Genomic DNA, 25,776 nt, shown 5'->3' with positions numbered 1-25,776 from the left:
AGCCTGGCTCCTTCACGGATGCCAGGCTTTTCTTTTGCTTTCGGATTTTGATGCTACTGCCCGTTCCCCTGCCACTCATTCACGCCGTCGCGAATGCGGTTTCTGAAAGTAAGCGTATCGGTTGCGAAATGGGTATTTCCATCCGCGTCCAGAAACTTGTATTTCAGAAATATCCGGCGATCCTGCAGCTTGCGGACGCCATTAAAAGTACTTTCGCCGTCGCCTTCATACTGAAAGGTTGCCCCCGTAGCGCTTCCTACGCGAATGCGGTTCCCCTCCTGCGTCAGCAATAGTTCCGGTTTGGTAGAAGCCACATTGCTGTAGCGGGCTACCGAGAGCGACAGGGGCGACTCGGTCACCAGCGACCATACTTCGTTGGCATTCTGCGATACGCTCGTCCGGTAAACCGCCGTTGAGACCACCTGGCCGGAAGGATCTTTTACGGTCGTTACACCACCATGCAGGTAATTGCCAAAAAGCATATTTTCGTATTTCAACGCAATCACTGCCGTCTTTTTGTCGTCAAGCACACGGTCTGCATCTACGCTGGTCAACTCCAGCGGGATCGCAAACGCCGGCTTCAAGGTACCGGTATTGGCCAGGAATGCCGCCGAGTCGGCCTTGATTTCAATGGTCCCGGTATGGTTCCCCGGCAGGATTTCTATGGTGTTGTCATTGCTGAGACTGTAGAAATTAGCAGGCATCAGGCGCAAAGTATCCACAGCCAGCATCGAATTCTTGATATAGGGAAAACTACTCGCCTGCATCAGAAGAAGATTCTCCCGGTTAATCAGTTCCGGCGCTATCTTGAAATTCGCATTCCTGGCTTCTTTGTTTTCGCGTACCCCGCCTAATTCCGCTCCCACCCTGATACGCATCCCCTCGCCTACCACAAAAGTCCTTACGTCGTGCTGATACGGCATATAAATGGTCGTGTACTCGTAATCCTGGATATAATCGTCATAGCAGCCGCCAAGGCCGGGAACGGCGATCATCAAAAGGCACTTCACCCAATTTTTCATAATAGTCAGTTATTTTTAGTTCCAGCCATTCCAACCTTCATTCTGAGCCAGGTTGCTCATCCTCAGCATTTCACTGTAGGGAATAGGCAAATAGGCCGACGAGAATGAATGTCGTTCCAACGGAACCTTCTTGTAAACAAATGTCGTATCGTTCTGCCTGGTCACCTGCACGCCGTGGATGGTGGGATTCAGCGGTGTCAGGTCGGTCGACCATCTCCTGAGATCAAAAAACCTTTTCCCCTCGAAGCAGGTCTCGATCCTGCGTTCCGCACGGGCCAGCTTGTCAAATGCTTCCTTACCTTTCTGCGCGGTCTCTGCCAGGTACGGATCCGGCGCAGCGGGCACACGCGGCGAAATACCCGGCCGGCCATCCTGCGAGTTTCGCGCCCTCAGGTACTGCAGGGCGGTAGCCGCCGACATCCCGTATCTCCCTTCATCCAAAGGCCCTACCACCTGGTTCGCCGCTTCGGCAAACGCCAGCGCCATGTGTGTCCAGCGGTAATAAAACACGGAACGGGGCTGCCTGTTCACACTGGCATCCAGGCGGTTATACCCCATAAAAATATATTTCTTGATGTGGTAATTGCTCAGGCTGTTGGTCAGGTTTACCCCTGCTGCGTCTTTGCCGCCATTCTCCCAGTTTTCAAAGGTGTACATGACAGCGCCCGTATGGTTCCGGCGCGCTGTAGCATTGTTATGGAAAATGGCATGGTAAAAACGCGGATCCCTGCCGTCATAAGGCTTTTCGGGATTGAACCCGCTCTTGGGATGGTCAATCGGGAAACCGTTCGCCATCGGAAATTCATCAACCAGCTCCTGCGTGGCCCCCATCACACCCGAACCCTGGAAACCGCCGGGATAAAACTGGCGTTCAACGGACTCGTCGGCTGCTATGAGCCTTCCGGCCACGATGATTTCCGGCGAATTGGGATTCGACCAGTCGATAGCCGCCGTCGGGTTAAATCCGCCCGACACACCGCCGTCGATCCTGAGCTTAAAGTCCATCACGCGCTTGGCGTTGACCGCCGCAGAATCCCACCTGGCAATGTCGTTCTGCGGGTTAAACCGGGGACTGGCCCACGTGAGATATACGTCTGCTTTCAAGGCAACGGTGGTGATCCCGTCCATTCTGCCCCAGTTCCGCCCGCCGAGGTAAAGGAGGTCGGTCTGGTCTTTTACCAGGAAATCCCGGTTGGCAAGCAAAAGGTACTGGTAGGCCGAATCGCAGTCGGCAATGATCTGTTTTACGCATTCCTCGTAGGTATTGCGCGCATAGTTGGTCTTTTCGGCGATATCCAGCGGCTGGGTCACAATAGGGAAACCGAGCAGCCTGCCGTCGCTGCTTTTGCCGCCAAACTTTTTCAGGAGGTCCCATTGATACCACGCCCGCAAAGCGAGGGCTTCTCCTTTGAGGCGCCGGCGCAAAACATCATTCTTCTTGCTGTCAATCAGGAAACGAGTCTTGTACCCGCGGTCGTCCTTCAGGAAAAGATTGACCAGGAAAATTGCCTGGTAGCTGCGGTCCCAGAAGTAAAGAAAAGGATCCTGTCCCGTAGTAATGGTCCCCGCAGCAAGCCTGCGCATCGGGTGGGTAGGATTGGTGATGATCGCATCGTCGGTTGCTCCGTCCAGGTAAAAACCTTCATAGGTGTCGTAATCCCGCGACATAAAATCATAGGCCCTTCCTACCAACCCCTGGACGCTTTCCTGGTAATTCCAGATATCTTCCGATGAGCGGTCGTTATTGGGATAAGGCTCGAGGAACTCCTTGCAGGAAAAAAAGAAAACGGGAAGGGCTAAGAGCCAATAGGCTGGTTTTAATATTTTCATTTCGGAATCTTTTAGAAACTTAACTTCAGTCCGGCAGTCAGCGTTTTGTTCAGCGGGTACATCGTCAACCCGGAATTGACCGATTCCGGGTCCACGTCTTTCACACCAGAGATGGTGAGCAGGTTGGCGCCGCGCACAAATAGCATCAGCCCGCCTAGCCCGATCCGCGTTACCTGGGCGTCGGAAAAGTCGTAAGACAGCTCCACGTTCTGGATCTTGAAGTAATTGCCGTTCATCAGCCAGAAATCAGACGCGACGAAATTATTGTTTACCCGCTCGTAGGTCAGCCTGGGATAGGCGCCACCGACATTATCTCTCACAAAATTGGAGTAATTGTTGTCGCCCCAGCCATTCCAGAAATAAGAATTGGTCATGGGAATGTCATAAAACGCGCAGCCGCCCCCCAAAATATAAAGGCCGAAATTCCGGTACTTCAGGTCTGCGTGTATGCCATAAACCAGGCGCGGTGTCAGGTGCCCTATGGCCGTCATATCCTGTTCGTCAACCACCCCGTCGTTATTCAGGTCGGCATATTTCAGATCCCCGGCTTCAAGCTGCTGATCATATAGCTGCGGGACCTGGCTGGCTTCCGAGTTGCTTGTAAACTTGCCGAGATACCGGTGCCCCCAGTAGGCGTCAACCGGGTTCCCCTTTCGGAATTGGTAGGCATTGCGATATTCCGGGTCACCGGATTCAATAATTTTGGATCCCGGCAAAGTAAAGTTAGCGCCGATGGTGTAGGAAAAATCGTTTTTCCCGCCGCTGAATTTCCAGGCAGATTCAACCCCGAAATACCGGGTCTGGTTGTGGTTGTATCTGGGCAGGCTGGTTGAAACCCCCACAATGAAAGGTTGAGAATTAGGGAGCTGCGTAATTTGCCCGTGGCGAAGGTTGTTATAGTAATTGATCTCAAAACCCAGTCTTCCGTCCAGCAACGTTCCCTCCACGCCCAGGTTCACTTCCTTCCGTTTTTCCCAGGTCAGGTTCGGGTTCCCGATACGTGCCGGGACTGTGACATAGGGAGAGGCGTCGGTTGTGCTTCCGAACCATCTTCCGGTTGGCCCGGGACCAAATGCGGTACCAGTGCTTGTCGTCCAGCGGTCGCGGTAATGGAAGGGTGCGTAGTTGCTTTCAAAGCCAAGAATCCCTGCTTCGCCTCTCACTTTCAGGTAGTCAAACAACCGCTGGTTTTTGAAGAAATTCTCTTCGGTTACGACCCATCCGAGACCTATCGAAGGGAACGCCCCATTACGGTTTTCCTTGCTGAAGCTATAGGTGCCCGTCAGGTTAAGCACTCCGGAAACAGTATATTTTTTATCAAACGTATAGCGTCCGGTAAATACCCCGCTCTGGAACCGCTGAGGCTCCAGTACCCCGTCTTTGGCTACCCGGAAAAGCAGGTAGGTCCCGGAGGCATACACGTCATGCCGCCCAAACGTTTTGGCATAATCCAGCTTTTCATAAACCATGAAACGCTGGTAATAATAGTCGTGAAGATTCCGTCTTTGCGGATCGTTGATAGCATTTTGATACACCGCCAGCGCGACCGTATCCGCCCCGGTACTGGTTTTAAACGGGCGGACGGTATAGGCTGCATATTGCTCGGCGCTCCCCATCCGGATCAGGTTCACGAGGTCAAAACTGAGGCTGGTTTCGGAACGCAGGCCCGGCGCCAGGCCCGACAGATCATACTGAACATTGAGTTTGGCGGCCGCATTTCGGCTGGTTTCAGTGTATTGACCATTGCTAACCAGGTTACCGATCGGGTTGTAGGTGAACAACTGGGATACACCGTAAACCGGGGCGGTAAGCTCCGAACCTTGTTTGGCATACACCGGGAAAGCGAGCGCCGGCACTGTATTCACCATTGGCAATGCCAGGTCCATTTCAACCAGGCGCGTGTTGCCGCTGCCTTCAGAAGTAGCATACCCGAAATTAGGCGAGCGCCTGAGGCTTATCCCCGCCACCACGTTCAGGTCCACTTTCAGGCGGTCATTAATCCTGATATCCAGGTTGGAACGAACATTCAAACGGTTGAAATCAGCCTTTCCACCCAGCTTATAAAGGTCTCCCTCGCCGGTATAGCCCAGATAGGAAAAATACCTGACGGTGGAATTCCCTCCCGACGCCGACACGTTTACCCGGTTGAAAGACCGCGAGTTCCTGAACATCATTTCCTTGAAATTGACATTCGGATGGTAGAGGTCATAGGGGTTCCCGTTCCGGTAAGCCTCAATGTCCGCGGGCGTGTAAAGCGGCGCCATACCGCTGTTCTGCCGCGCCTGGTTGTTCATCTCGGCGTAGGTATCTGCCGGGACAAAACCGGGCATCCGTCCTACGAAATTTACGCCGCTTTCCAGGTTGGCCCGGATCTTATGGCCTTCCTCCCTGCCGCGCTTCGTCCTGATCAGCACCACTCCATTGGCGGCATACGGCCCGAACATTGCCTTTTGTGTAATGTCCTTGATAAACGTAACGGTTTCAATTTCACGCGGGTCCAGCATCATCTCGGTAATATCGACCGGCACATCGTCAATGAGATACCGTACGCGCAGCCCGCGGCCGGTTATTTCTACCTTCTCGGCAATCCCGTAGCGGCCCTGCTCCTCTTCTGCCGTATGACCCGGTGCACCGTGTATTTCCTGGACATTCAGCCCCGGGATCAGGCTTTTCAAAGCATTTCTAAGGTCTGCTGTGGGGTACCTTTCCAGCTGCTCACCGGTGATCGTAAACGCGCTCCCGGTAGATTGATACCGTTTGGTCGTCATGTTTCCAAAAGGAAGCGGTACAAGTTCCCGTTCAGTAGTATCGGGCGCCGGCACACGCTGGTTCGCCCCCGCAACGGCTGGGACATTCTGGGAAAAACTACGCTCCTGGCACGCGAAGAGCACAGCCAGTGTAAAAAGGCATTTCAGATACGAATATATTTTTTCCATTTAGTTCTGTTGCTTTAGGGGGTCACCAAACCTGGCCGGGCTCAAAAGCCTTAAACTTGAAATAGTCGGTGGACATAAACGGCAAATAGTATTTTGCGTCAAACCAGCGCGACTGCCTGTCATCGGAGAGTGGCCGCCTGACGTATTTGAAACCGGTCGGGTACTCTGCGCTTACAGCTACTTTTTCAGGGATTATGCCCATCTGCGTCGCCGACATCGTAATCGGTGCATCCTTCCACCTCCTGATGTCGTGGTAGTAATGACCTTCAAAGGCCAGCTCCACATTTCGCTCGTTCTTTACCCGTGGCCTGAACACCTCGGCGCCGGTAGTAAACCTGGACTGGACCGGGGCCAGCTCACCCGACGACCAGCGCGCCCGCATCATATTGATGACATCAACCGCCGACATTTCAGCGCCGGGCGCCGGGGCATTGGGCCCGTAAGCCTCATTTGCAGCTTCGGCATAATTCAGGTACAGTTCTCCCAAACGGATCATAGGGCTGGTGTACAGCGGACTGATGGGGTTTTTGATGCTCTGTCCGCCCCAGTACTTGCGCATGTAGTAACCGGTTCGGGTGATTCCCTGGTAACCTGAATTCGGGATCAGCTCCGACCCTTGCGATACCCCGTTGATGTTTTCCGTGTAAATTTTCGCGGTGCCGTAGCCGGGAATAGGCGCGCCGTTGTAAATGATGTTCAGGTAAAACCGCGGGTCACGGTTAACAAACGGATCCTGCTCCTTGTAATGCCCCAACGCGGTGGCGGCAGCCCGGTCGGCTTCGGTATTCAGCGGGTCTCCCCACCTGGTTTCAAACATATCGACCGCACCCTGAGAAGGACAAAGCCCGGAATCGTTCGTAGGCGAGTTGGTAAATACAGCGTTGGTCAACTGCTTGTTCAGGCCATTGGTCCGGGCAATCGCTCCATAATGATTCGCCCATAGCTGTTCGTTGCTATACTTGGCGCCCACATAATTTTCAGTGTAGCGATCGGCCGTCAGAAGCTCGTAGCCATATTCTTTCGCGATCTTAATCGCCTCCCAATTGGCCACTGCCGCATCCTGCCAGTCCTTTTGCCCGTTCTCGTTGTTCAGCGGGCTGGCGGCATATAGCAGCGCGCGGGCTTTCATAGCCTTTGCCGTCACACCGTTCGGGCGTTCCTGGTCGGGATGGTTAAGGTGGCCCGATTCTCCCGGCCTGCCGTCACGCCTGATTTTTTTTGCTTTTTCCAGATAAGTGAAAGCGGTGTCCATATCGGCTGCAACGCTTCGCAGTGTCGCATTCTTGGACAGCCTCGGAATGTCCCAGGCATCGTCCCCACCGATAACCTTGACGATATAAGGCATCGCGCCCCAATACCTGAAAAGCTCGAAATGGCAAAAAGCACGGATAAAATGAGCTTGTCCGATCAGGTCATTGAGGTCATCCTCACTGCGCGCATCCTGGATACGGCTGACATTTTTCAGCACCATGTTGCTGATCCGAATGTATTTGAAAAACGGCACGAGGATTCCGTTGTAAAAGTGCGGGCCTACGTTATCGCCCAGCGGTCCCCATTTGTGATAGGAATTCCACATAACCCGGCCGCCGTCGGCGAAATCACACATATTGTCCAGGTGGAGGCTTCCGAAGCTGCTGGTTCCCAGGATACTGGCTTTGAAAACGCCGTTAGCGGTATACACCACATCAAAGAAGCTCCTTACGTTTTCATATTGGGTAAAAACCGCAGCTTCGTTCAAATCCGACTTCGGGACCTTGTCCAGGTAGTCGGAGCAGGAGGTTGAGATCCAGAGAATGCTGGTCAGGAGTGCAGAAATTGAAATTTTTTTCATGTTCGGCTGCTGTTTAAAATGACACTTTTAATCCTACCCTCCCGGTCACCATGATGGGGTAGTAACCAAACGTATACTTCTTGCTCGGGCCGGTGATCTCTGTGGTCCTTTCCGGATCCCCCTCAATCAGCTTGGTAAATGTGAGGAGGTTGTTGGCTGTCGCATAGACGTTCAGGCTCGAGATACCCAATACTCTTCGGATGAATTCGGGCTTGAAAGTATACCCGAGATAAACATCTTTCAGCCGGACGAAATCGGCGTTCCGCCAGAAACGGTTCTCGATACCGGCATTGTAGCCTTCCAGCGACGCGCCACCGCCCCAGGCCAGCTGCGGGATACCGCCGCCGCCGTCAAAATAATGCAGCGTGGAATGCATCGCATTCGGATTCTCGGGCGTCCAGTAGTCGAGCTGTGCCTTGTGAACGCTGTAGCTGCCCAGCAAAAACTCGTTTTCGAAGTTCTGGTTGAAGTTCACATACTTCCCTACGTTACCCTGTAGCAGTATTTTCAGGTCAAAGCCCCTGTAGTTAAAACCACTTGAAAGCCCCCAGATGACCGGCGGATATTCAAGCCCCCTGATCGGGTATTTGTCCAATGCGGTAATTTTCCCGTCACCGTTGTAGTCCAGGAACTGGTAGTCTCCCATCGACAACTGGGTGAGGGCAATGGGCGCCGACTTGGTATGAAGGTCGTCAACAGAGGTAAAATAACCGGAATTGGCGAGCAGAACCCCGGACATCATGGCGCCCATGGGCTTGCCGGCGTCTTTCACATGCTCGGGTGCATACGGCAGGTCGTCTTTGAAAATAATCCGGTTCTCGTTGATCCCGACATTAGCATGGATGAAATAGTTCAGACCTCCTTTCGTGGTTTCATTGAATTCGGCTTCGAAGTCAATCCCGTGCTTCTTGATACTCCCGATATTGAGCTCCTTAAACGAGTTCCCGACCAGCACGGTTACGCTTCGGGGGGACAACAGCATTTTGTCCCTGAACTCATCATAGAAATCAATTCCGAAAGTCAGTTTATTCTGGAACACACCAATTTCGAGCCCAAGGTCACGTTTCCTTGCCTGCTCCCACTGCACGTTGGTATTCGCGCCGAGGTCTTCGCTGATCGTCCCTCCGGCTTTGGTATAGTTGCTGATATACAGCCACCGGTTTTCGGCGTAGTCACTTCCGACCAATCCATCGGAATACCTGATTTTCAGGTTGCTTACCCAGGGCAGCTTTTTCATGAAGCGCTCATTTGAAATTACCCAGCCGATTGCCCCGGAAGGGAAAAAGCCGTAGCGGTTCGAAGGAGCAAAACGTTCCGACCCGGTATAGCCAATGTTGACCTCCGCCAGGAACCGGTTCCCGAAGTCGTAGGTAGCCCGTCCAACAAAGCCCTCATTGTAATAAGGAAACTCGGTGCCTTTGTTTTTTTGTTGCCTGTTCCACAAAAGCAAACCGGTTACACTATGCTTTCCGGCAAACTCCCGTGCGTAGTTAAGCGACGCTTCATAGTACAGATCGGTGTAATAATCGCTCTGCAGGCCACCTGTTGTAATGTTGACCGGCAGCGGGAAAAAGGCCTCCGGCCCCTCCCCTTCCCTTTCCCAGGGATTCGCGCCGTCTACCCCTATGCGGTCGTAGATCAGCCGGTATTTAGGAAACCGGTAGTCGGTAGTCAGCGCCAGGGTACGATAGTAGGTGCTCAGCGAAACCTGTCCCTTCACTGAAAGTCCCTGCGTAATAAAGTCCAGTTTTTGATTGAGAATCAGGTCCGAAAACACCTTGGACCCCAGGTATTTCCGGAAAGTACCGTCGTTGAAATTGGTATAAGGATTTCCGAATCGCTCCCCGAAAGGCAGCACCAGGCGTGACCCGGAAGCGCCGGGGTAGTCGCGGTCCGGCACCTGCTGCAGAACCCAGTCCGGGAAATAGGCCGGGAAACGGGCCGGGCCAGTCGTATAAAGCGTCTCCCAAACCGCCGTCGGGGTGATCGGCTCGTTCTTGATGTTCACGTCGCCGCCCAGGTTAAGAGAAAACTGCGTCTTGGGCGTAACGGTAAAATCGAGGTTCGCACGATAATTGAAACGGTCATTTTTGTACCGCGTGTCGTGCTTGCCGTTGTGGTAGCCCTTAAAAAAGCTTCCTTCTTTCTGGTAACCGAACGAAGTGAAGTATTTTACAAAATTCGTACCGCCCCTGATATTGATATTCGCATTGGCAATCATCGCAAACGGATTTGCAATTTCCTTGAACCAGTTGACGTTGGGGTATTGAAGCGCTTTCAGCGGAGAAGACGGGTTCCGGTACTCTTCAAGCACCTCCGGAGCGAGCATCTGGGTAAACTGCTGCTCATTCATCCGTGCCACATTTAACATGGACATGGTTGTATAGGAGTCAATGTGCTTGGGAATACCCGTGGCTTTGTTCATCCCGACAGAAGCTGTAACATCAAACTGCGGCTTCCCGACCAGACCCCGCCGGGTGGTGACGATAATTACGCCATTTGCCCCCCTCGCTCCAAAAACCGCGGTAGCCGAAGCATCTTTCAGCACAGAGATCGTTTGAATTTCATTGGGGTCCATATTGGAGAAATCACGCTCCACGCCATCGACCAATACCAGTGGGTTCGACTTGTTCCAGCTCGAAATACCCCTTATGGTAATGTTAGCGGCATTGGCCCCCGGTTCGCCGCTCTGCTGAAGCACGGTTACGCCGGACATTTTGCCGGTAAGCGAAGAAGTTACGTTATTATACCCCGACTTTATGAGGGTTTCGTTGTTCACCTGGGCTATGGCGCCTACCACACTCTGCTTCTTCTGGGTGCCGTATCCCACCACTACTACTTCTTCCAGCTCCTTCAGATCGGCTACCATAACAATCCGGAGGGTCTTCTGACCGTTCAGGGGAATACGCTGGGTGATAAATCCTACGCTAGAAACCGTCAGTACCGCGTCTTCATCGACGCCCTGGATGGTGAACCGGCCATCGAGATCGGTGGATGCACCTACTCCTTCGGCGACATAGATACTGACTCCGGGAAGGGTCTCCCCCTTCTGGTCGGTAACCTCGCCGGTAATGGTGATTTTCGCAACAGGACCGCCATAATCGATCGGATCGGCCCAGGCTGCCCGGTGAAGGGGCGCCCGCGCTGTGCGTGCCGCATGTGCTTCTTTTGCAGCCGGGCAGATACAAAAACATATCATAGCCACGGCGGCTATACGTGTAGAATGGAGCATAAGGGTTTAGTTGAAAATTTCGAGTCTAATTCAATAAGAGGGAACCCTGGCGAGGGCGTACACCCCGGGCCAACGCGCCATTAGTATTAATAAATACTCAAATAATCCAAAACCAAACCTATTGAAAATTACCGCTGCATTTAATGAACGTCCGAAGATAATCTACGGTAACGTTACCGACAACCGGTGCGGCTTTCATCGAAACCGTAGGAAAAAGCAGGGGAGAGACAGGGAAGTTCAGGGCTGCGGATACCCGCCGATGATCCGGAGGCCGTCCAGCGTCAGCCCCTGGTCAATGGCGGCAAACTCCGGTTGAAGCGGGCCGATGATAGAAGAAAGCCCGCCGGTGGCGATGGCAACGCAGGGGGCGCCCATCTCCTCGCGAAAACGCGCCAGAAGACTGCGAACCAGACCCTCGTAGCCCATCAGAATACCCGCCTGGATAGAATGTGTTGTGTTTTTACCAATGGCAGTTTCCGGGAAAGTGAGCGGCACCTCCGGAAGCTGCGCAGTATTGGCAAACAAAGCTTTGACAGCTGTTTTCAAACCCGGTACTATGGCGACGCCCAGCACGCGGCCATCGGCGGTTACCGCCGTAAAGGTTAGCGCGGTCCCGAAATCGACGACAATGCAATTCTGGCGGAACCGGGCATGCGCGGCGACGGCATTGGCAATCAGATCGCTCCCCAACTGATAGGGATGATCGATTTCCAGTGAAAGCCCCGTATTGCTGTCGGCCCCCACCAGGATCGGAGAGACCCCGGTCAGGTTTTTCAGGAGATCCAGGATCGCGGGGGTAAGAACCGGCACTACGCTGCTGACCACAATTTTATCGAACCCGGAAGCGGAAATCCCCGATTCCAGCATCTGGAACTTCAGATAAGTTTCGTAGTGGTAGGCAGGCTGCCTGGAAAGCGTAGGCGTTCGCCATACGCTCACAGGTCGCTCGCTTTGGAATACCCCAAAGACCACATCTGTATTTCCGATATCTACCGCGAGCAGCATCCAGGTCAATAGGTTAAATCAAAGTCCGGAAACAGTTACACCATTATTGATCTTTTTGACAAGTCCCTGGAGAACCTTTCCCGGCCCGCACTCGATAAAATCGGTGGCGCCGTCTTCAACCATCCGGTTGACCGATTGCGTCCATTTTACTGCTCCCGTCAGCTGGTCAATCAGGTTTTCCTTGATAACCGCCACATCGGTAGCCGGAGCGGCCGTTACATTCTGGTAAACAGCACATCTTGGCGCCGTAAAGGAGGTACCCTCAATAGCCGCTTTGAGCTCTTCGCGTGCGGGTTCCATGAGCGGAGAGTGAAAGGCGCCGCTTACGGGAAGAATAAGCGCCCGCTTCGCGCCGGCGGCTTTGAGCAGCTCGCACGCCTTTTCCACGCCTCTGATTGAGCCGGAAATAACTACCTGTCCGGGACAATTGAAATTGGCAGGCACAACGACCTCGTCGGTGATACCCGCACAAACCTCGATAATAACTTCATCAGGCAGTCCGAGAATTGCCGCCATGGTAGAATCGGTAAGCTCGCAGGCCCGCTGCATAGCTGCGGCCCGCTGCGCCACCAGGCGCAGGCCACTCACGAAAGACAAAGCTCCTGCCGCTACCAGCGCCGAAAACTCACCGAGCGAATGTCCCGCCACCATATCGGGGGCAAAATCTTCGGTAACACGCGCCCGGATAACCGAATGCAGGAAGATGGCAGGTTGGGTGACCCGGGTTTGCCTTAGTTCCTCGTCGGTCCCCTCAAACATTATTTTTGTAATCTCAAATCCTAAAATGCCGTTGGCTTCGTCAAACAGTTCCTTCGCCTTCGACGACGATTGATACAATTCAGCGCCCATCCCCGGAAATTGGGAACCCTGGCCTGGGAAAACGTAAGCTTTTTTCAAAACAGATGTTATTTAGTAATGGGTAATTGAGTTGTAAAGAAAGTAAAAATAAGGAAATCGGAAACTTGGAAATCGGAATTCGGAAATCAGAAATCAGAAACTCGGAAATGGGATTGGGGTGGCGGGGTTATTGCCGCCAATTAAAATACCCCGGTCCTTTTGAAACCGGGGCAAAGATATTGAAAAACAGGATGTGTTTGATTACACCGTGGAAACGGGGTTCATTCCCCCCGGCAGCAGTGCGGAATAAGCCATAATACGCTGGTTAAAACTCTGCGACGGCTGATAGGAAATCCGGTTCAGCTGCGTTCGAAGCTCTAATGTATCCAGGTAGAAGGACATCAGGTCATCGTCACACGTTAGCGCAACGGCAATTTGTTCGTTTTCTTCAAGGGTTGTCTCAGAATAAACATAGCGGACAACGTCATCATAAGTAAAGGTTTTTATCATAATATGGGGTACGTTGGCTGAATTGCTTGCGTAAATTAATCAGCGCGTAACGCATTCTCCCCAATGCCGTGTTGATACTCACCCCGGTCGCATCTGCAATTTCCTGGAAGCTCATGTCATTATAATGACGCATGATCAGGACTTGCTTCTGGACATCAGGTAGACGTTGAATCATCTCTCTCAACTGTTCATGAGTCTCCTGGCGGATCTGCAATGACTCCACTGAATCTTCGGAAAAATCCAGGGTGTTAAATACACTGCTCCCGTCTTCGAACACTACATTCGGATACCGCTTGTCGCGCCTGAAATAATCAATTGCTAGGTTGTGTGCTATCCTGATGATCCACGGCAAGAATTTACCTTCCTCATTGTACCTGCCTGACTTGATCGTATCGATTGCCTTTATAAATGAATCCTGGGTGAGGTCTTCAGCAATATATTGATCCTTAACAATCAGATAAATGGTGGTGTAAACCCTTGATTTATGGCGATTTACCAGCTTTTCGAAGGCTTTTTCGTTACCACGGATATACAGAGAAACTAGTTCACTGTCGCTAACTTGGATCTTCTCCATTTGATCTATCTCGATTTAGTTAACGTAGAGCCGTGTGTCGATATTGTCTGCTGGTTTATTGTTGAAGGAAATAATGTGGTGTTTCCGGACATCATATTTATTGTACCGGGATTCAAAAATAATGAAATACTCCGCGTATATGCAACTAAAAACCGATTTTTTTTAAAGCTCCCTACGCGTTCCGGTAGACCCCGCCCCTGGAAAAAGGTTTAAAAAAAATGTAACTTTACCTTCAGGGCGGCCGGACTGCCCCTTTTTCCAAACCACTTTTCCGTAATGAAAAACTTACTTGTGCCCGTTGATTTTTCCCGGAATGCGAAGTTCGCCCTTCGCGCCGCCAAAGCGATTGCGCGCCGCACCGGGGCCAAAATTCACCTGCTCCATTCCTACATCCCGTTTGTGCCGACCGAAATAAACATCCCGATCAATATGGATGTTTACACGGACATTGAGCAGTCGCTTAAAAACAGCCTCGACGAAACGCTGCAAGAACTTCTGGCCAGCGGCTTCGATGCGTCGGCAATCTGGAGCAACGGTCCTGTCGCCGACGCCGTAGCAGAACAGGCTGCAGAGGTAGGCGCCGATCTCGTCATCATAGGCAGAACCGGTAAAGGCGGTTTCCTCGATAAACTTTTCGGCAGCACCGCCACGAGTATTGTCAAAGAGCTGGAGGGTACGCCTGTGCTGACCATTCCGCCGGACGCAGAGCTGGATAAAATCGAAAAGATGGTCTTCGCAACCCGGTTCGAGATAGAAGAAGACGAGGCCATCACAAAGGTTTTTAACTTCTGCCGCGCAGTTGGCGCAAAACTGGATTTTTTGAAACTGAATTCCGATATACAGCCGGACATACAACCCGACGAGCAATTTATCGGGCCGCTGAAATCAAAATTCGGCTTCACCGACCGGGATTTCCACGCCATCAATATCGGCCGCAGCGCTATTGTTCCCGAAATTGAAGCGGAAGCCCACAAACTGGGCGCCGATATCCTGGTGGTGTCTTCAAGAGAACGCGGCTTTATCGAAGAGCTGCTGGTCGATCCGAGCATTTCTCAGAAACTTTTGCTCCGGGTCAACATGCCTTTGCTCTCGTACAGGCTGCCCGGCTATTCCTGATTGAAAGCTTCTCTTGCCGGCCGGTCATTTACAACCTGACCGGCTCTCCCTCCCACCTCGATTCTTTGACACTCCATTTTCCCTGGAGCAATACCTCCTCTCCGGATGAGCCGCCTTTCCGAAATCCGGCCCGATCGGCGCCGGTCGCTCATCTTCTAATTAAATTATTTTACTATTTTTTTTAATAATTCCGCAATTCCATTCAGGGATAATTGCGGATACCCTCGTCAGTGATATTGTTGACTACCGGACAACCATTCCTATTTTAACTATACAACCACCTGGCCAGGCGCTGCGACGCTACGCGTTTTCACCACCATCTTAGCTGTTAGTACCAGTAGTTTATTTTTTTCACGCAAACTGCTTAAGAATGCTGCTATTTTCCAACCAAAAGAAAAACTTCGGAACCTTAACGGTTTCGGCATTTCTCCTGGCTGCTCCTTTAGGCGCCTTTGCGCACGGCGCGCCGGCAAATGTTGCCCGAAAGGGCTTGCAACCCGTTGGAGCACCGGTCCGGGCGCATATCGCCCGAACGATCTCGGGAACCATCACGGATGAAAAGGGAGAAGGCCTTCCCGGCGTAAACATTCTCGTCAAAGGCACCCAAAAGGGGACCATCAGCGACGTCGCCGGAAAATTCAGCATAGACCTTTCCGAACAGGATGCGGTACTGATTATTTCGTTTGTCGGTTACCTTACGGAGGAAGTACCGGTGGGGAACCAGACCCAATTGTCTATCCGGATGAAAACCGACCAGAAAGCCCTGGAAGAAGTGGTAGTGGTCGGCTACGGAACCATGAAAAGGAGCAGCCTGACCGGTTCGATCTCCACCATCGAAAGCAAGCAGATCGCGACTTTCCCGGCAGTGAATGTACTGAACGCCATGCAAGGCCAGGCGTCAGGCGTACTGGTCGGTCCTTCCAGGCAGCCCGGCGAGGCGCCGTCAATCCGCATCAGGGGCAGCCGGTCACTTTCCGCCAGCAACTCTCCGCTATTGATCATTGACGGCATGCCCGGAAACTGGGACAACCTGGTCAGCACCGACGTGGAATCAATGGAAGTTCTGAAAGACGCGGCGGCAACGGCCATTTACGGTTCCAGGGCGGCAAACGGGGTGGTGCTGGTCACCACCAAATCGGCGGCAAAAGGAGCTAACCGCATGAGTATAGAAGTGGGCGGTTATGCCGGGGTGAATCGCTACAATTTTATCCCGATGCAGTCGGCGGAGAAATATGCGGAGCTGATACGCGACGTCATGCGGTACCAGACACACGGCGCCGTCAACACCGAAGCCTGGCAAAACTCGACCATCGATACCAGGAGGGGCCTCGAAATGTTCAACAGCACCTGGGCTTCGAACTACTACGACAAAGGCATCAACTACGATTGGCAAAAGGCGCTTTTCAATCGCGGCTCGGTTACCCAGGGATATAATGTCAGTATCGGGAACCGGACGGACAAACTGAACTACCGTCTCTCCTACAATTTTCAAAATGACAACTCGTACTACAAGACCGTTAACTACAAGCGTCATGTATTGAATGCAAACGCCGAGCTCCATCTCACCAAATGGCTCAACATCGGGACCATTACGCGGCTAAGCACGCGAATGAATACGGGCTGGCCCGACAACATGTGGGACAACATGCGCCGGATGACCCCGTTTGAAACACCTTATATAGATGAAGACCCGGCCAACGGCCTCAAAGATGCCGTCGGAAAAGAAAAGTATGTAAATGCCCTCTGGAATTACCAGGACGGCAATCTCCTCGACGACCGGAAAGGCCAGATGGCTGATATCCTTCTGAAGGCCGACATCAAGCCCTTTAGCTGGATGAAACTGACTACAAATTTCAAGTACGATGTTTACAACCAAACCAACGGGCTTTACCGTGACTCACGGACGAGCTACCAGAATCTCGGGTTGAATTACGCCAGCTACGAAAACGCCTCCAATAGCAACTATACCTGGAACGGGATTCTGAACATTGACAAAAACTTTAAAAACGTACACCAGGTCAACCTTACGGGGGTGGTAGAAGCCATCAAAAGCGATTCCACGATGGTCGGCGCCTCCTCCCAGAATATACCGGCCAAGTACATGGGGTACCATTTTCTCCAGACCGGGATTGTCAACCGCGATATCAGGTCGGCGTACAGCAAATCAACTCTCCTGTCGTACATGTTCCGGGGCCAATACGAATACATGGGGCGGTACCTGCTGAATTTTGCAGTCCGGGCCGACGGCTCTTCGCGGCTTGCTCCTCAGAACCGGTGGCGCACCTTCCCGTCGTTTTCAGCCGCATGGGTAATAAGCGAGGAAAATTTCCTGAAAGACCAAAGCCTGGTCACCACGCTGAAAGTAAGGGCAAGCTACGGAGAAGTGGGCAACCAGGCCATCAGGCCCTACCAGACCCTCACCACGCTCTCCCAATCAACCTATAACTGGGGCAGTCAGGGCGTATTTTCCTGGCAGCCGGCCGGAATCGCCAACAAAAGCCTGGGCTGGGAAGTATCTAAAACCTGGAACGCCGGTATTGATTTCGGCCTGGCCAACAACCGGGTTTCCGGTTCCCTCGAACTGTACCAGACCCGCAATGAAGGGCTCCTTACCCAACGGGTACTTCCTGAAGGAACCGGGTTCAGCAATATCTGGCAGAATATAGGCGAAACGCTCAACAAAGGAATTGAACTGACCTTGACCGGGAACCTCATCAATAAAAAAGACCTCGACTGGTCGGTTACCGGGATGGCTTCCTATAACAAAAGCGAAATTACGAGGCTGACCGAAGGCCAGGACGACCGCGCCAATAAATGGTTCATCGGCCACCCGGTGAAAGTGGTGTGGGACCATAAGAAAACCGGCATCTGGCAGGTTGCCGAGCAGGAAGAAGCCAAAAAGTACAACATGCAGCCGGGTGAAATCAAGATTGTAGACCGTGACGGCGACTTCGCTTTTACCGACGAAGACAGGTTTATTCTTGGCCAGGTTGAACCCAAGGTCCTAGCATCAATCCAGAGCTCTCTGCGTTACCGGCAGTTTGACCTGGGCGTCAACCTGGTCGGGCAGTTCGGGCACTATATCACGGCTTCGAACTACACTGCGGAATGGAACGCCGACAAATACATCATCGACGCCGTCAACTGGTGGACTCCCCTTAACCCCACCAACGACTGGCCCAGGGCGCATACCGCGCAGTCGCATCGCTTTTCCAGCACCCTGAGCATATTCAGGGGTGACTTTATCAAGATTCAGAACATTTCTGTAGGCTTTAACCCTACGGTCAGCCTGTTCGGCCACCAAATGAACCGCGCGCGTATTTACCTCCAGGCGAGCAACGCCTTCTACCTGTTCCAGAAAGCGCCGTCTGCGGTCAACCCCGAGCAGCCCAATACCATGTATACCATTCCGGCATCCTATGTCCTGGGCTTAAATCTTAATCTGTAGGTGTGAGGGATGAGGGATGAGGTATGAGGGGTGAGCTATGAGGGTTTAGCGGCCCATGCTACGCCCCCCTCACACCTCACACCTCAAAACTCACACCTCACACCTCACCGCTCAAAACTCTTATTCACATGAAAAAAATATTCATATCACTGGGTTTACTGGCGCTGCTCGGCGGATGCAGCGATTTCCTGGAGGAAGACTCCCGGAGCCAGATGACAGAAGATTATTACCTGACGGAACAAGGGCTTTATGAAGGCGTGACGGCAATCTACGCCAATACGCGGCTCCTGTATCAATGGAACATGTTCCGGGTCAACTTCTATAGCGACATTGCAGAAAATGCATCGTCACAAAACAACTCATACGCCGAATCCTCCGATGTTTCGTATGGTCCACTGAACGAATTGTTCCGCGATCTGCACAAAGGGATCATGATTATGAACCGTCTCGAACAGTTCATCGGCGACCAGCCCACCGACAGGAAAAAAGAAATCTACCTGGCCGAGATCCGCGGAATGCGCGCCCACTACTACCAGATCCAGGTGGAACTTTGGGGAAAATACGGCCATTACCAGAAAAAGGTATACACTGCATTTGAAAGCTCGATGCTCGAAATCAACCAGAAATCCGTTGAATTTTTCTACCAGCAGATTTTCCGGGACATTAACTACGCGATTGAGAAGCTGCCTGTGAAGGGCGAGGTCACCGAATTCGGGCGGCTTACGCAGGGTGCCGCAAAGGCTTTCAAGTCCCGGTTCCTGCTGGCAGTGGCCGGATATGCGCACCAGGACTATGCTTCGGAACCCGAATTCAACCTGCACGGCAAACTGGGGTATTCATCGCTCAACCAGGTCTATGAAGAGGCGAAGACACTTGCGCAAGACGTCATATCGAAACACGGTTATACCCTTGAGCCTGAATACGCGCGGGTATTTGACGCGTTCAACAAACTGAGCAACGAAGTGATCTGGAGCGTTCAGTGGACCTCCGAAAAAATGTTCAACACCACGCCGCAATATTTCCACAGGGTTGGAGTCGGGAGAACCAGCGAAACGCTCAAAATGCAGGCGGCGGCCGGCGGCGGCGTTACGGCCTCGACCAAATCGCTGGTGGTTTCGCGCATGAACGATGCCGGAGCGCTTTTTAACTACGTCATGCCTGCTCACTCCATGTACTACGGCCGGGAATACCGCCATGTCATGCCCAATTTCCACTGGATTACAATGTACTCCGACCTCGACAAACGAAAACTCGCCAACTTCGAAACGGTTTACCTGCGCATCGACGACGACAAGGCCGCGCCGAAGAATATGGGCGACACCGTGTGCTATATGCCGTTGCGGGCCATCACCCCGGCAGAAGATAAACAGCACGACGACTGGGTTGCCTCCAAAGACCCGAAAGCCTACTACCTGGATGGGATGAACGAGGTATTCGACATGACCGACCCGGCTTCCGAACACTACGGCGGGCCGTTGAAACACCGGAGCCGCTACTACAGCCTCAAAAAATTCTTTGACCGCTCCCGAACGGAGATGGGCAAGCAGGAAGCAGGCAATGCCAATGCCATTGTGCTCCGGCTGGCGGAAATGCACCTGATTGTAGCCGAATGTAACTGGAAACTCGGCTTGGGCGACCAGGCGGTTTATGAAGCCCTCGAACCGGTTTGGGCGCGGTCTTTCAGCAAGCTTGCCGATGCCGATGTTTACAAGAAAAAGGGCGTCAACCTGGACTTTATCCTGGATGAATACGAACGTGAAGTAGGAATGGAATTCAATTCATTCTTTCTTTTGAAAAGAACACGGGCACTGGTAGACCGGATCAGGAAAAACAATCCCAAAAGTGCGGAGGAAGCCAAAGACAACATTTTGAGGTGGCGCGACTATGTCAAAAAGGAACATTTCATCAAGCCGCTTCCGCTCAACCAGGTCAATGCATTCAGAAACATTACCGCGGAGATGCTTCCGCCGGGCTATGACTACGGGGCGAATCTTTAGTCGCCCCCGTACCATTCCGGTTTCTTAGAAAATCCAGCGGAACAACATATACAGCGTGGCGGAGAGTGTCATGGACACAGGCAACGTCAACAGCCAGGCCAGGAGAATATTCCGGACGGTGTCGGCCTGAAGGTTTTTAATTCCTTTATTGGCTACCATCGTTCCGGCAATTCCCGAAGAAAGCACGTGGGTAGTACTTACCGGTAAACCAAGGCCCGACGAGGCCGCGATGGTCCCGGCAGCTACGATCTCGGCGGAAGCCCCCTGTGCATAGGTAAGGTGCTGTTTCCCGATCTTTTCGCCGATTGTCACCACAATCCGCTTCCAACCCACCATGGTGCCGAGACCGAGCGAAAGCGATATCATGAGAATGACCCAATCGGGGGCATAGTCTGTGTACCGGCGGATACCGTCGGTATTATTCATCTCTTTTTTAAGCGTAGCAATCTGGCCCTTTGTGAGGTTTGTGCTTCCGCCGTCTACAATCTTGGTCAGATCGCGCGAAATCAGCATCAGTGACCGGCGGGCTTTCAAACGCTCGCCTTCCGGCAAATGATGTCCCTCCAGGGGATGATCGATCTGGCTGCGGAGCGATGCAATTTCATGTCTCGCCTCGTTGAAGATCACCCGGTCGTCTATTGATAAATGATTGGTATCCAGTTGGCTTATGATCCTTTCTATAGAGGTCAGGTTGGCATTCAGATGCTGCGGATCTTTGGAGTTATCCAGTGCAAACCGCGCGGGCACAATCCCGATCAGGATAAGCATTACCAACCCTACCCCTTTCTGTCCATCGTTGGAACCATGGAAAAAACTGACCAGCGTACAGGTAACAATCAGGATACCGCGTATCCATGCGGGCGGCGGCTGGTTTTTCTTCGGCTCACTGAACACTACCTTTCTCAAAGCTCGGCTTAAAAAACGACGCAGGAGAAACATAATGATGATGGCCATCGAAAACCCGAACAGCGGTGATATCAGGAGAGAAGAAAATACTTCGGTAGCTTTGGTCCAGTTAACGCCCACACCGCGGGTGTTCTCGGGCATAAACGTAAATGCCAGCCCAACCCCGAGAATAGACCCGATCAGGGTGTGGGAACTCGAGCTGGGAAGCCCGAAATACCAGGTTCCCAGGTTCCAGATAATTGCGCTGAAAAGCAGCGCAAATACCATGGCGACACTATGGTACACATTCTGGTCAATGAGCAATTCTACGGGAAGGAGGTTGACAATCCCCATGGCAACGGCAATTCCCCCGAAAAGAACGCCGAGGAAGTTGCAGATACCCGACCAGACCACCGCGACATTGGGCTTTAGCGAATTCGTATAAATAACTGTCGCAACTGCGTTCGCGGTATCATGGAAGCCGTTTACAAATTCGAAGGCGCAGGCTGCGAGAAGACAAAACGCGAGGAGAATGAAGATATCAGTTTCTAGACCAAAGAGCATCGGCGTGTCGATATTTTGCGGCAAAGGTACATATTGTCGGGGTCTGCTATGTTACCAAATTGTTAAGAAGTTCATATCCCGCGTTTAACGGCGGAGCTACGACTTATTGGCCAACTGTCCGCAGGCGGCGTCTATATCCTTTCCGCGGCTGCGCCGTACATTCACCACCACGCCCCTGGTTTCCAGGTAATTGGCGAAAGCCGATATGCGATCCTCTTTGGCATTCAGGAAATCCGCCTCTTTGATCGGGTTATACTCTATGATATTGACGCGTGCGGGCACTTTCCGCGTAAATTCCAGCAGCTCCCTTGCATCCGCGATCGTATCATTGAACTTGTCGAAAATAATATACTCGAGCGTAATCCGGTTACCGGTTTTTTCATGGAAATAACACAGCGCTTCCGCAAGGTTCTCGAGTGTATTGGTTTCATTGATGGGCATAATCCGGCTACGCTTTTCGTCGTTTGCCGCATGCAGCGACAAAGCCAGGCGAAAGCGGACTTCGTCATCCGCCAGCTTTTTGATCATTTTGGCAATGCCGGCAGTCGAGACCGTGATCCGCTTCGGCGACATTCCCAGCCCGTTCGGTGAAGTCACCAGGTCAATCGACTTCATGACGTTGGCGTAATTCAGCAAGGGCTCGCCCATTCCCATGTAAACAATATTGCTCAACGGCGCCTGGAAATTAGCTTCCGCCTGCCTGGAGATTTCCACCACCTGGTCATAAATTTCCGCCGGGTCGAGGTTGCGCATCCGTTCCATATACCCGGTTGCACAAAATTTGCAGGAAAGCGAGCACCCCACCTGGCTGCTTACGCAGGCGGTCATCCGGTTGGACGCAGGGATCAGCACTCCTTCCACCAGGTTCCCGTCTGCCAGCCGGAAGGCCGACTTAACCGTACCGTCGTTGCTTTTCTGCGTGCTTGCCGTTTCAACGGCATAAATGGCATAATGTTCCTCCAGCAGGTTTCTCGTCTTGACCGAAAGATTGGTCATTTCGGAAAAACTGCGGGCAGACTTCTTCCAGAGCCACTCCTCTACCTGCTTCGCCCGGAAGCCCTGCTCCCCGTTATCGGTGAGCCAGGTTTTCAGCTGCTCTGCCTGGAGCTTTCTTATGTCGCGTTTTGCTGCTATCATATACAATTCGGAAAACAATTTGCCGGGCGCCTGATCAGGAGAAACCGCCGGCCGGGTCGTCCAGGTATTGCTTTTTCCATTCCATTATTAAACGGTGGCTTGCCGGCAGGAGTTCCACGGCCTTCGCGACTACCACCGGCGCCACCGGCACCATCAGCGGGTAGAGATACGTATCCTCGGTACGGTGGACCGGAATCTTAACCCCAACCGAGGTCAGCAGCCAGAAAAAAACGCTCACTCCGAAAACCCAGGTAAACACGCCTACTACTGCGCCAGAAAGGCTATCCATCGTGCCCAGAAGGGTCATTTTGATCGTCCGCCGCATCCAGTACCCAAACTGGTTAATCAAAAAAATAGTCGGGAAAAAAATAACGGCAAAACCAAGAAACGGAAGCGCCCGCCTGACCAGTTGTTCCGAAGTATAGGGTTCCAGTATTTCCATTCCCAGTCCCAGGAACTTGAATCCCAATACAATGGCGGTCACAAACGCGGCAATACCGATAACTTCGATCAGAAGCCCCTTTTTATAGCCGCTTACCGCGCCCCAAAGCAACGGAACAGCGATCAGGATATCCAGGAGCTTCATCGTACTCAATCCATTTTTAAGCCAAAAGCGACTTCGCAAGCGCAGAAATAACCTTACCTTCTGCCTGTCCTGCCAACTCTTTCGTTGCCACGCCCATTACTTTGCCTATCTCCGCCGGGGAAGAGGCTCCCACCCTCGCTATAATTTCCTTCAGTTTTTCCTTCACTTCGTCTTCCGTCAATTGTTTCGGCAGAAAACGCTCCACCACTACCAGCTCGGCCTCTTCCTTTTCCGCCAGGTCGTTCCGCCCCTGCGCTACAAAGACCTCCATGGATTCTCTTCTTTGTTTGGCGGCTTTGGTCAATAGCTTCAGTTCGTCCTCGGCGGAAAGCTCCCCGGTTTGCCCGCCCTTGGTTTCTTCAAGCAAAATGAGTGACTTGATGGCCCGCAGCGCCCGGAGCGTATCCTGATCTTTGGCACGCATGGCGTCTTTAATACCTGACTCGACTTGGCTCTTCAGTGACATATTGGATAAAATTAAAGCAATGTTGTACGGTGGGTCAAACAACCCGTTACCTTTGTGGTTAAGGACGCAAAGGTACAAAATGCTCCATTAATTTCTTTCAGATCATGAAGGGTCTGTTGCTGCTATTTTTATGACGAGACTAAGTGTAAACATAAACAAAATTGCAACGCTCCGCAATGCGCGCGGAGGTAACAACCCCGACCTCATCAAAGTAGCACAAGACTGCGAAAGATTTGGCGCACAAGGAATTACCGTTCACCCGCGGCCCGATGAACGCCACATCAGGTACCGTGATGTTTACGAACTGAAAGAAGTGGTATCCACAGAGTTCAACATAGAGGGTAACCCTTCAGAAGAAAAGTTTGTAAAACTGGTACTCGACGTGCGCCCCGAACAGGTCACCCTGGTTCCTGATGCCCTGGGCGCCATCACTTCCAACGCCGGCTGGGATACTGTCGGCAACAGGGACCGGCTTTCCAGGTGGATTGAAAGCTTCAGGAGCGCCGGTATCCGGGTATCTGTTTTTGTCAATCCCGATCCCGGGATGGTAGAAGGGGCGAAGCTGGCCGGAGCCGACCGGGTCGAGCTTTACACGGAACCCTATGCCGCCGGCTACCATGCCGACCGCGGAAAGGCCGTCGCTCCGTTTGTGGAAGCCGCAAAAACCGCCAGAGACACCGGGCTGGGCCTCAATGCGGGGCACGACCTGGACCTGGACAACCTCGCCTTTCTCAAAAATAACATCCCGTGGCTCGATGAAGTCTCTATCGGGCACGCCCTCATCAGCGATGCCTTGTACTACGGTCTCGAAAACGTTATCCCGATGTACCTTCGCCAGCTGCAGTAGCGGCTGACCGCCGGCAAGCTCGCCGCCACCGGGCCAGGCCACTCGCTGCCCCTGACTTACGGCTCATTGAGAAATCCGTTCAGCGCTTCCAGAAACAGGGCGGGTTGCTCTGCCTGCACCCAATGACCCGCTCCGGGGATGGTCACAAGACGCGCCTCCGGGAACATGGCGACTATGGCCTCCCAATCGGTATCAAGAATATAATCCGACTTGGCGCCGCGAATAAACAAAGCGGGGAAACGCAAGGGCGCCTTCACCTTAATTTCGTCGCCTACCAGCGGCATATCCCTTTTTACAACCGGCAGGTTCAGACGCCAGGCAAACGAACCGTCTTCCGCTTTGAAAAGATTTTTCAACAGGAATTGCCGCACAAACAGGGAAGGCTCGAAAGCGGAAAGAATATCGTCGGCCTGCTGCCGCGACTGCAAATCGGCGAGCGGGATGGCACTGAGGCCTTCCAGCAGCCTGGTGTGGTGGACGGGATAGGCCTTTGGGCCAATATCAACCACTACCAGCCTCCGGATTTCATCCCCCCATTCGGCGGCATATTCCATTACTGTTTTTCCACCCATCGAGTGCCCGATCAAAACGGGATTTTCCAGGCGGTGCTCCCGGACGAACTCGCGCAGGTCACCGGCCATCGACGGATAATCCAATTTATCGAAATGTGGTGACCTTCCGTGATTTCTCTGGTCTACTAGATAAACCGTATATTTTTCATTTGCGATTTGCTTGCTGACCGTAAGCCAGTTGTCGGACGAACCGAAGACACCATGTAGTATCAGAACCGGGATGGGGCCACCCTCTATTTTCCGAAAATAAAGCGACATTCTTAATGACCGGGTTTATAGCCGCATATGCAGGCGACAGAAATTTAACAAAAAGATAATTCTACGTCTTTTTCTTGTAAAAATGACCAATTGTTTGCATATTTCCAATAATATGAAGCCCAT

General features: G+C 52.5%; 18 protein-coding genes. 4 read left to right on the top strand and 14 right to left on the bottom strand.

Features of this window, described 5'->3' with window-relative positions:
- Positions 1-53: 53 nt before the first annotated feature.
- From ABD852_RS07050 to ABD852_RS07010, 9 genes are all read right to left on the bottom strand, one after another.
- Positions 54-1,022, bottom strand: a complete 969-nt coding sequence (locus ABD852_RS07050; RefSeq protein ID WP_345027526.1) for a DUF1735 domain-containing protein — start codon at positions 1,020-1,022, stop codon at positions 54-56.
- A gap of 15 nt (positions 1,023-1,037) precedes the next feature.
- Positions 1,038-2,852 (bottom strand): RagB/SusD family nutrient uptake outer membrane protein, encoded by a 1,815-nt coding sequence (locus ABD852_RS07045; RefSeq protein ID WP_345027525.1) that lies wholly within the window; start codon positions 2,850-2,852, stop codon positions 1,038-1,040.
- An 11-nt stretch (positions 2,853-2,863) separates the two neighbouring features.
- On the bottom strand, positions 2,864-5,788 hold the full coding sequence (locus tag ABD852_RS07040; protein ID WP_345027524.1) for a SusC/RagA family TonB-linked outer membrane protein: 2,925 nt from the start codon (positions 5,786-5,788) through the stop codon (positions 2,864-2,866).
- A 22-nt stretch (positions 5,789-5,810) separates the two neighbouring features.
- The gene (locus tag ABD852_RS07035) at positions 5,811-7,619 is read right to left on the bottom strand and encodes a RagB/SusD family nutrient uptake outer membrane protein (RefSeq protein ID WP_345027522.1); all 1,809 of its coding nucleotides are present in this window, start codon (positions 7,617-7,619) and stop codon (positions 5,811-5,813) included.
- Between the two features lie 13 nt (positions 7,620-7,632).
- Entirely contained in the window at positions 7,633-10,851 is a 3,219-nt protein-coding gene (locus ABD852_RS07030; protein WP_345027521.1) for a SusC/RagA family TonB-linked outer membrane protein, read from the bottom strand.
- Between the two features lie 237 nt (positions 10,852-11,088).
- Positions 11,089-11,856 (bottom strand): type III pantothenate kinase, encoded by a 768-nt coding sequence (locus tag ABD852_RS07025; RefSeq protein ID WP_345027520.1) that lies wholly within the window; start codon positions 11,854-11,856, stop codon positions 11,089-11,091.
- 18 nt (positions 11,857-11,874) lie between these two features.
- Positions 11,875-12,753, bottom strand: a complete 879-nt coding sequence (gene fabD / locus ABD852_RS07020; protein ID WP_345027519.1) for an ACP S-malonyltransferase — start codon at positions 12,751-12,753, stop codon at positions 11,875-11,877.
- 201 nt (positions 12,754-12,954) lie between these two features.
- Positions 12,955-13,203 carry a hypothetical protein gene (locus ABD852_RS07015; protein ID WP_345027518.1) on the bottom strand — a complete coding sequence of 83 codons (249 nt, stop codon included), beginning with the start codon at positions 13,201-13,203 and terminating at the stop codon, positions 12,955-12,957.
- Positions 13,181-13,777 carry an RNA polymerase sigma factor gene (locus tag ABD852_RS07010; protein WP_345027517.1) on the bottom strand — a complete coding sequence of 199 codons (597 nt, stop codon included), beginning with the start codon at positions 13,775-13,777 and terminating at the stop codon, positions 13,181-13,183. Before ABD852_RS07010 ends, ABD852_RS07015 begins: the two co-directional genes overlap by 23 nt.
- A gap of 276 nt (positions 13,778-14,053) precedes the next feature.
- Between ABD852_RS07010 and ABD852_RS07005 the strand changes: the two genes are divergently transcribed.
- The 3 genes from ABD852_RS07005 to ABD852_RS06995 all read left to right on the top strand — a co-directional run bounded on the left by ABD852_RS07005 (position 14,054) and on the right by ABD852_RS06995 (position 20,338).
- The gene (locus ABD852_RS07005; protein ID WP_345027516.1) at positions 14,054-14,893 is read left to right on the top strand and encodes a universal stress protein; all 840 of its coding nucleotides are present in this window, start codon (positions 14,054-14,056) and stop codon (positions 14,891-14,893) included.
- A 370-nt stretch (positions 14,894-15,263) separates the two neighbouring features.
- Positions 15,264-18,341: a SusC/RagA family TonB-linked outer membrane protein gene (locus ABD852_RS07000; RefSeq protein ID WP_345027515.1), complete on the top strand. Its 3,078-nt coding sequence runs from the start codon at positions 15,264-15,266 to the stop codon at positions 18,339-18,341.
- Positions 18,342-18,469: 128 nt separating this feature from the next.
- Positions 18,470-20,338 (top strand): RagB/SusD family nutrient uptake outer membrane protein, encoded by a 1,869-nt coding sequence (locus ABD852_RS06995; RefSeq protein ID WP_345027514.1) that lies wholly within the window; start codon positions 18,470-18,472, stop codon positions 20,336-20,338.
- Positions 20,339-20,362: 24 nt separating this feature from the next.
- On the opposite strand, the gene ABD852_RS06990 is transcribed toward ABD852_RS06995, so the two are convergent.
- From ABD852_RS06990 to ABD852_RS06975, 4 genes are all read right to left on the bottom strand, one after another.
- A complete protein-coding gene (locus ABD852_RS06990; protein WP_345027513.1) occupies positions 20,363-21,787 on the bottom strand; it encodes an inorganic phosphate transporter in 1,425 nt (474 codons plus the stop codon).
- A gap of 96 nt (positions 21,788-21,883) precedes the next feature.
- Positions 21,884-22,924 (bottom strand): dual-specificity RNA methyltransferase RlmN, encoded by a 1,041-nt coding sequence (gene rlmN, locus ABD852_RS06985; protein WP_345027512.1) that lies wholly within the window; start codon positions 22,922-22,924, stop codon positions 21,884-21,886.
- A 34-nt stretch (positions 22,925-22,958) separates the two neighbouring features.
- On the bottom strand, positions 22,959-23,510 hold the full coding sequence (locus ABD852_RS06980) for a CvpA family protein (RefSeq protein WP_345027511.1): 552 nt from the start codon (positions 23,508-23,510) through the stop codon (positions 22,959-22,961).
- Between the two features lie 16 nt (positions 23,511-23,526).
- Entirely contained in the window at positions 23,527-23,976 is a 450-nt protein-coding gene (locus tag ABD852_RS06975; RefSeq protein WP_345027510.1) for a GatB/YqeY domain-containing protein, read from the bottom strand.
- Positions 23,977-24,106: 130 nt separating this feature from the next.
- Between ABD852_RS06975 and ABD852_RS06970 the strand changes: the two genes are divergently transcribed.
- On the top strand, positions 24,107-24,823 hold the full coding sequence (locus ABD852_RS06970) for a pyridoxine 5'-phosphate synthase (RefSeq protein WP_345027509.1): 717 nt from the start codon (positions 24,107-24,109) through the stop codon (positions 24,821-24,823).
- A gap of 56 nt (positions 24,824-24,879) precedes the next feature.
- Here the strand turns inward: ABD852_RS06970 and ABD852_RS06965 are convergent, their stop codons facing one another.
- Positions 24,880-25,653, bottom strand: coding sequence for an alpha/beta fold hydrolase (locus tag ABD852_RS06965; RefSeq protein WP_345027508.1), 774 nt, complete (start codon positions 25,651-25,653; stop codon positions 24,880-24,882).
- Positions 25,654-25,776: the final 123 nt, after the last annotated feature.

It is taken from the genome of Ravibacter arvi, assembly GCF_039540405.1.
Taxonomy (GTDB): domain Bacteria; phylum Bacteroidota; class Bacteroidia; order Cytophagales; family Spirosomataceae; genus Ravibacter; species Ravibacter arvi.
Note: the sequence above shows the minus strand (reverse complement) of the source record. Positions and strands in the feature narration are given on the sequence as shown.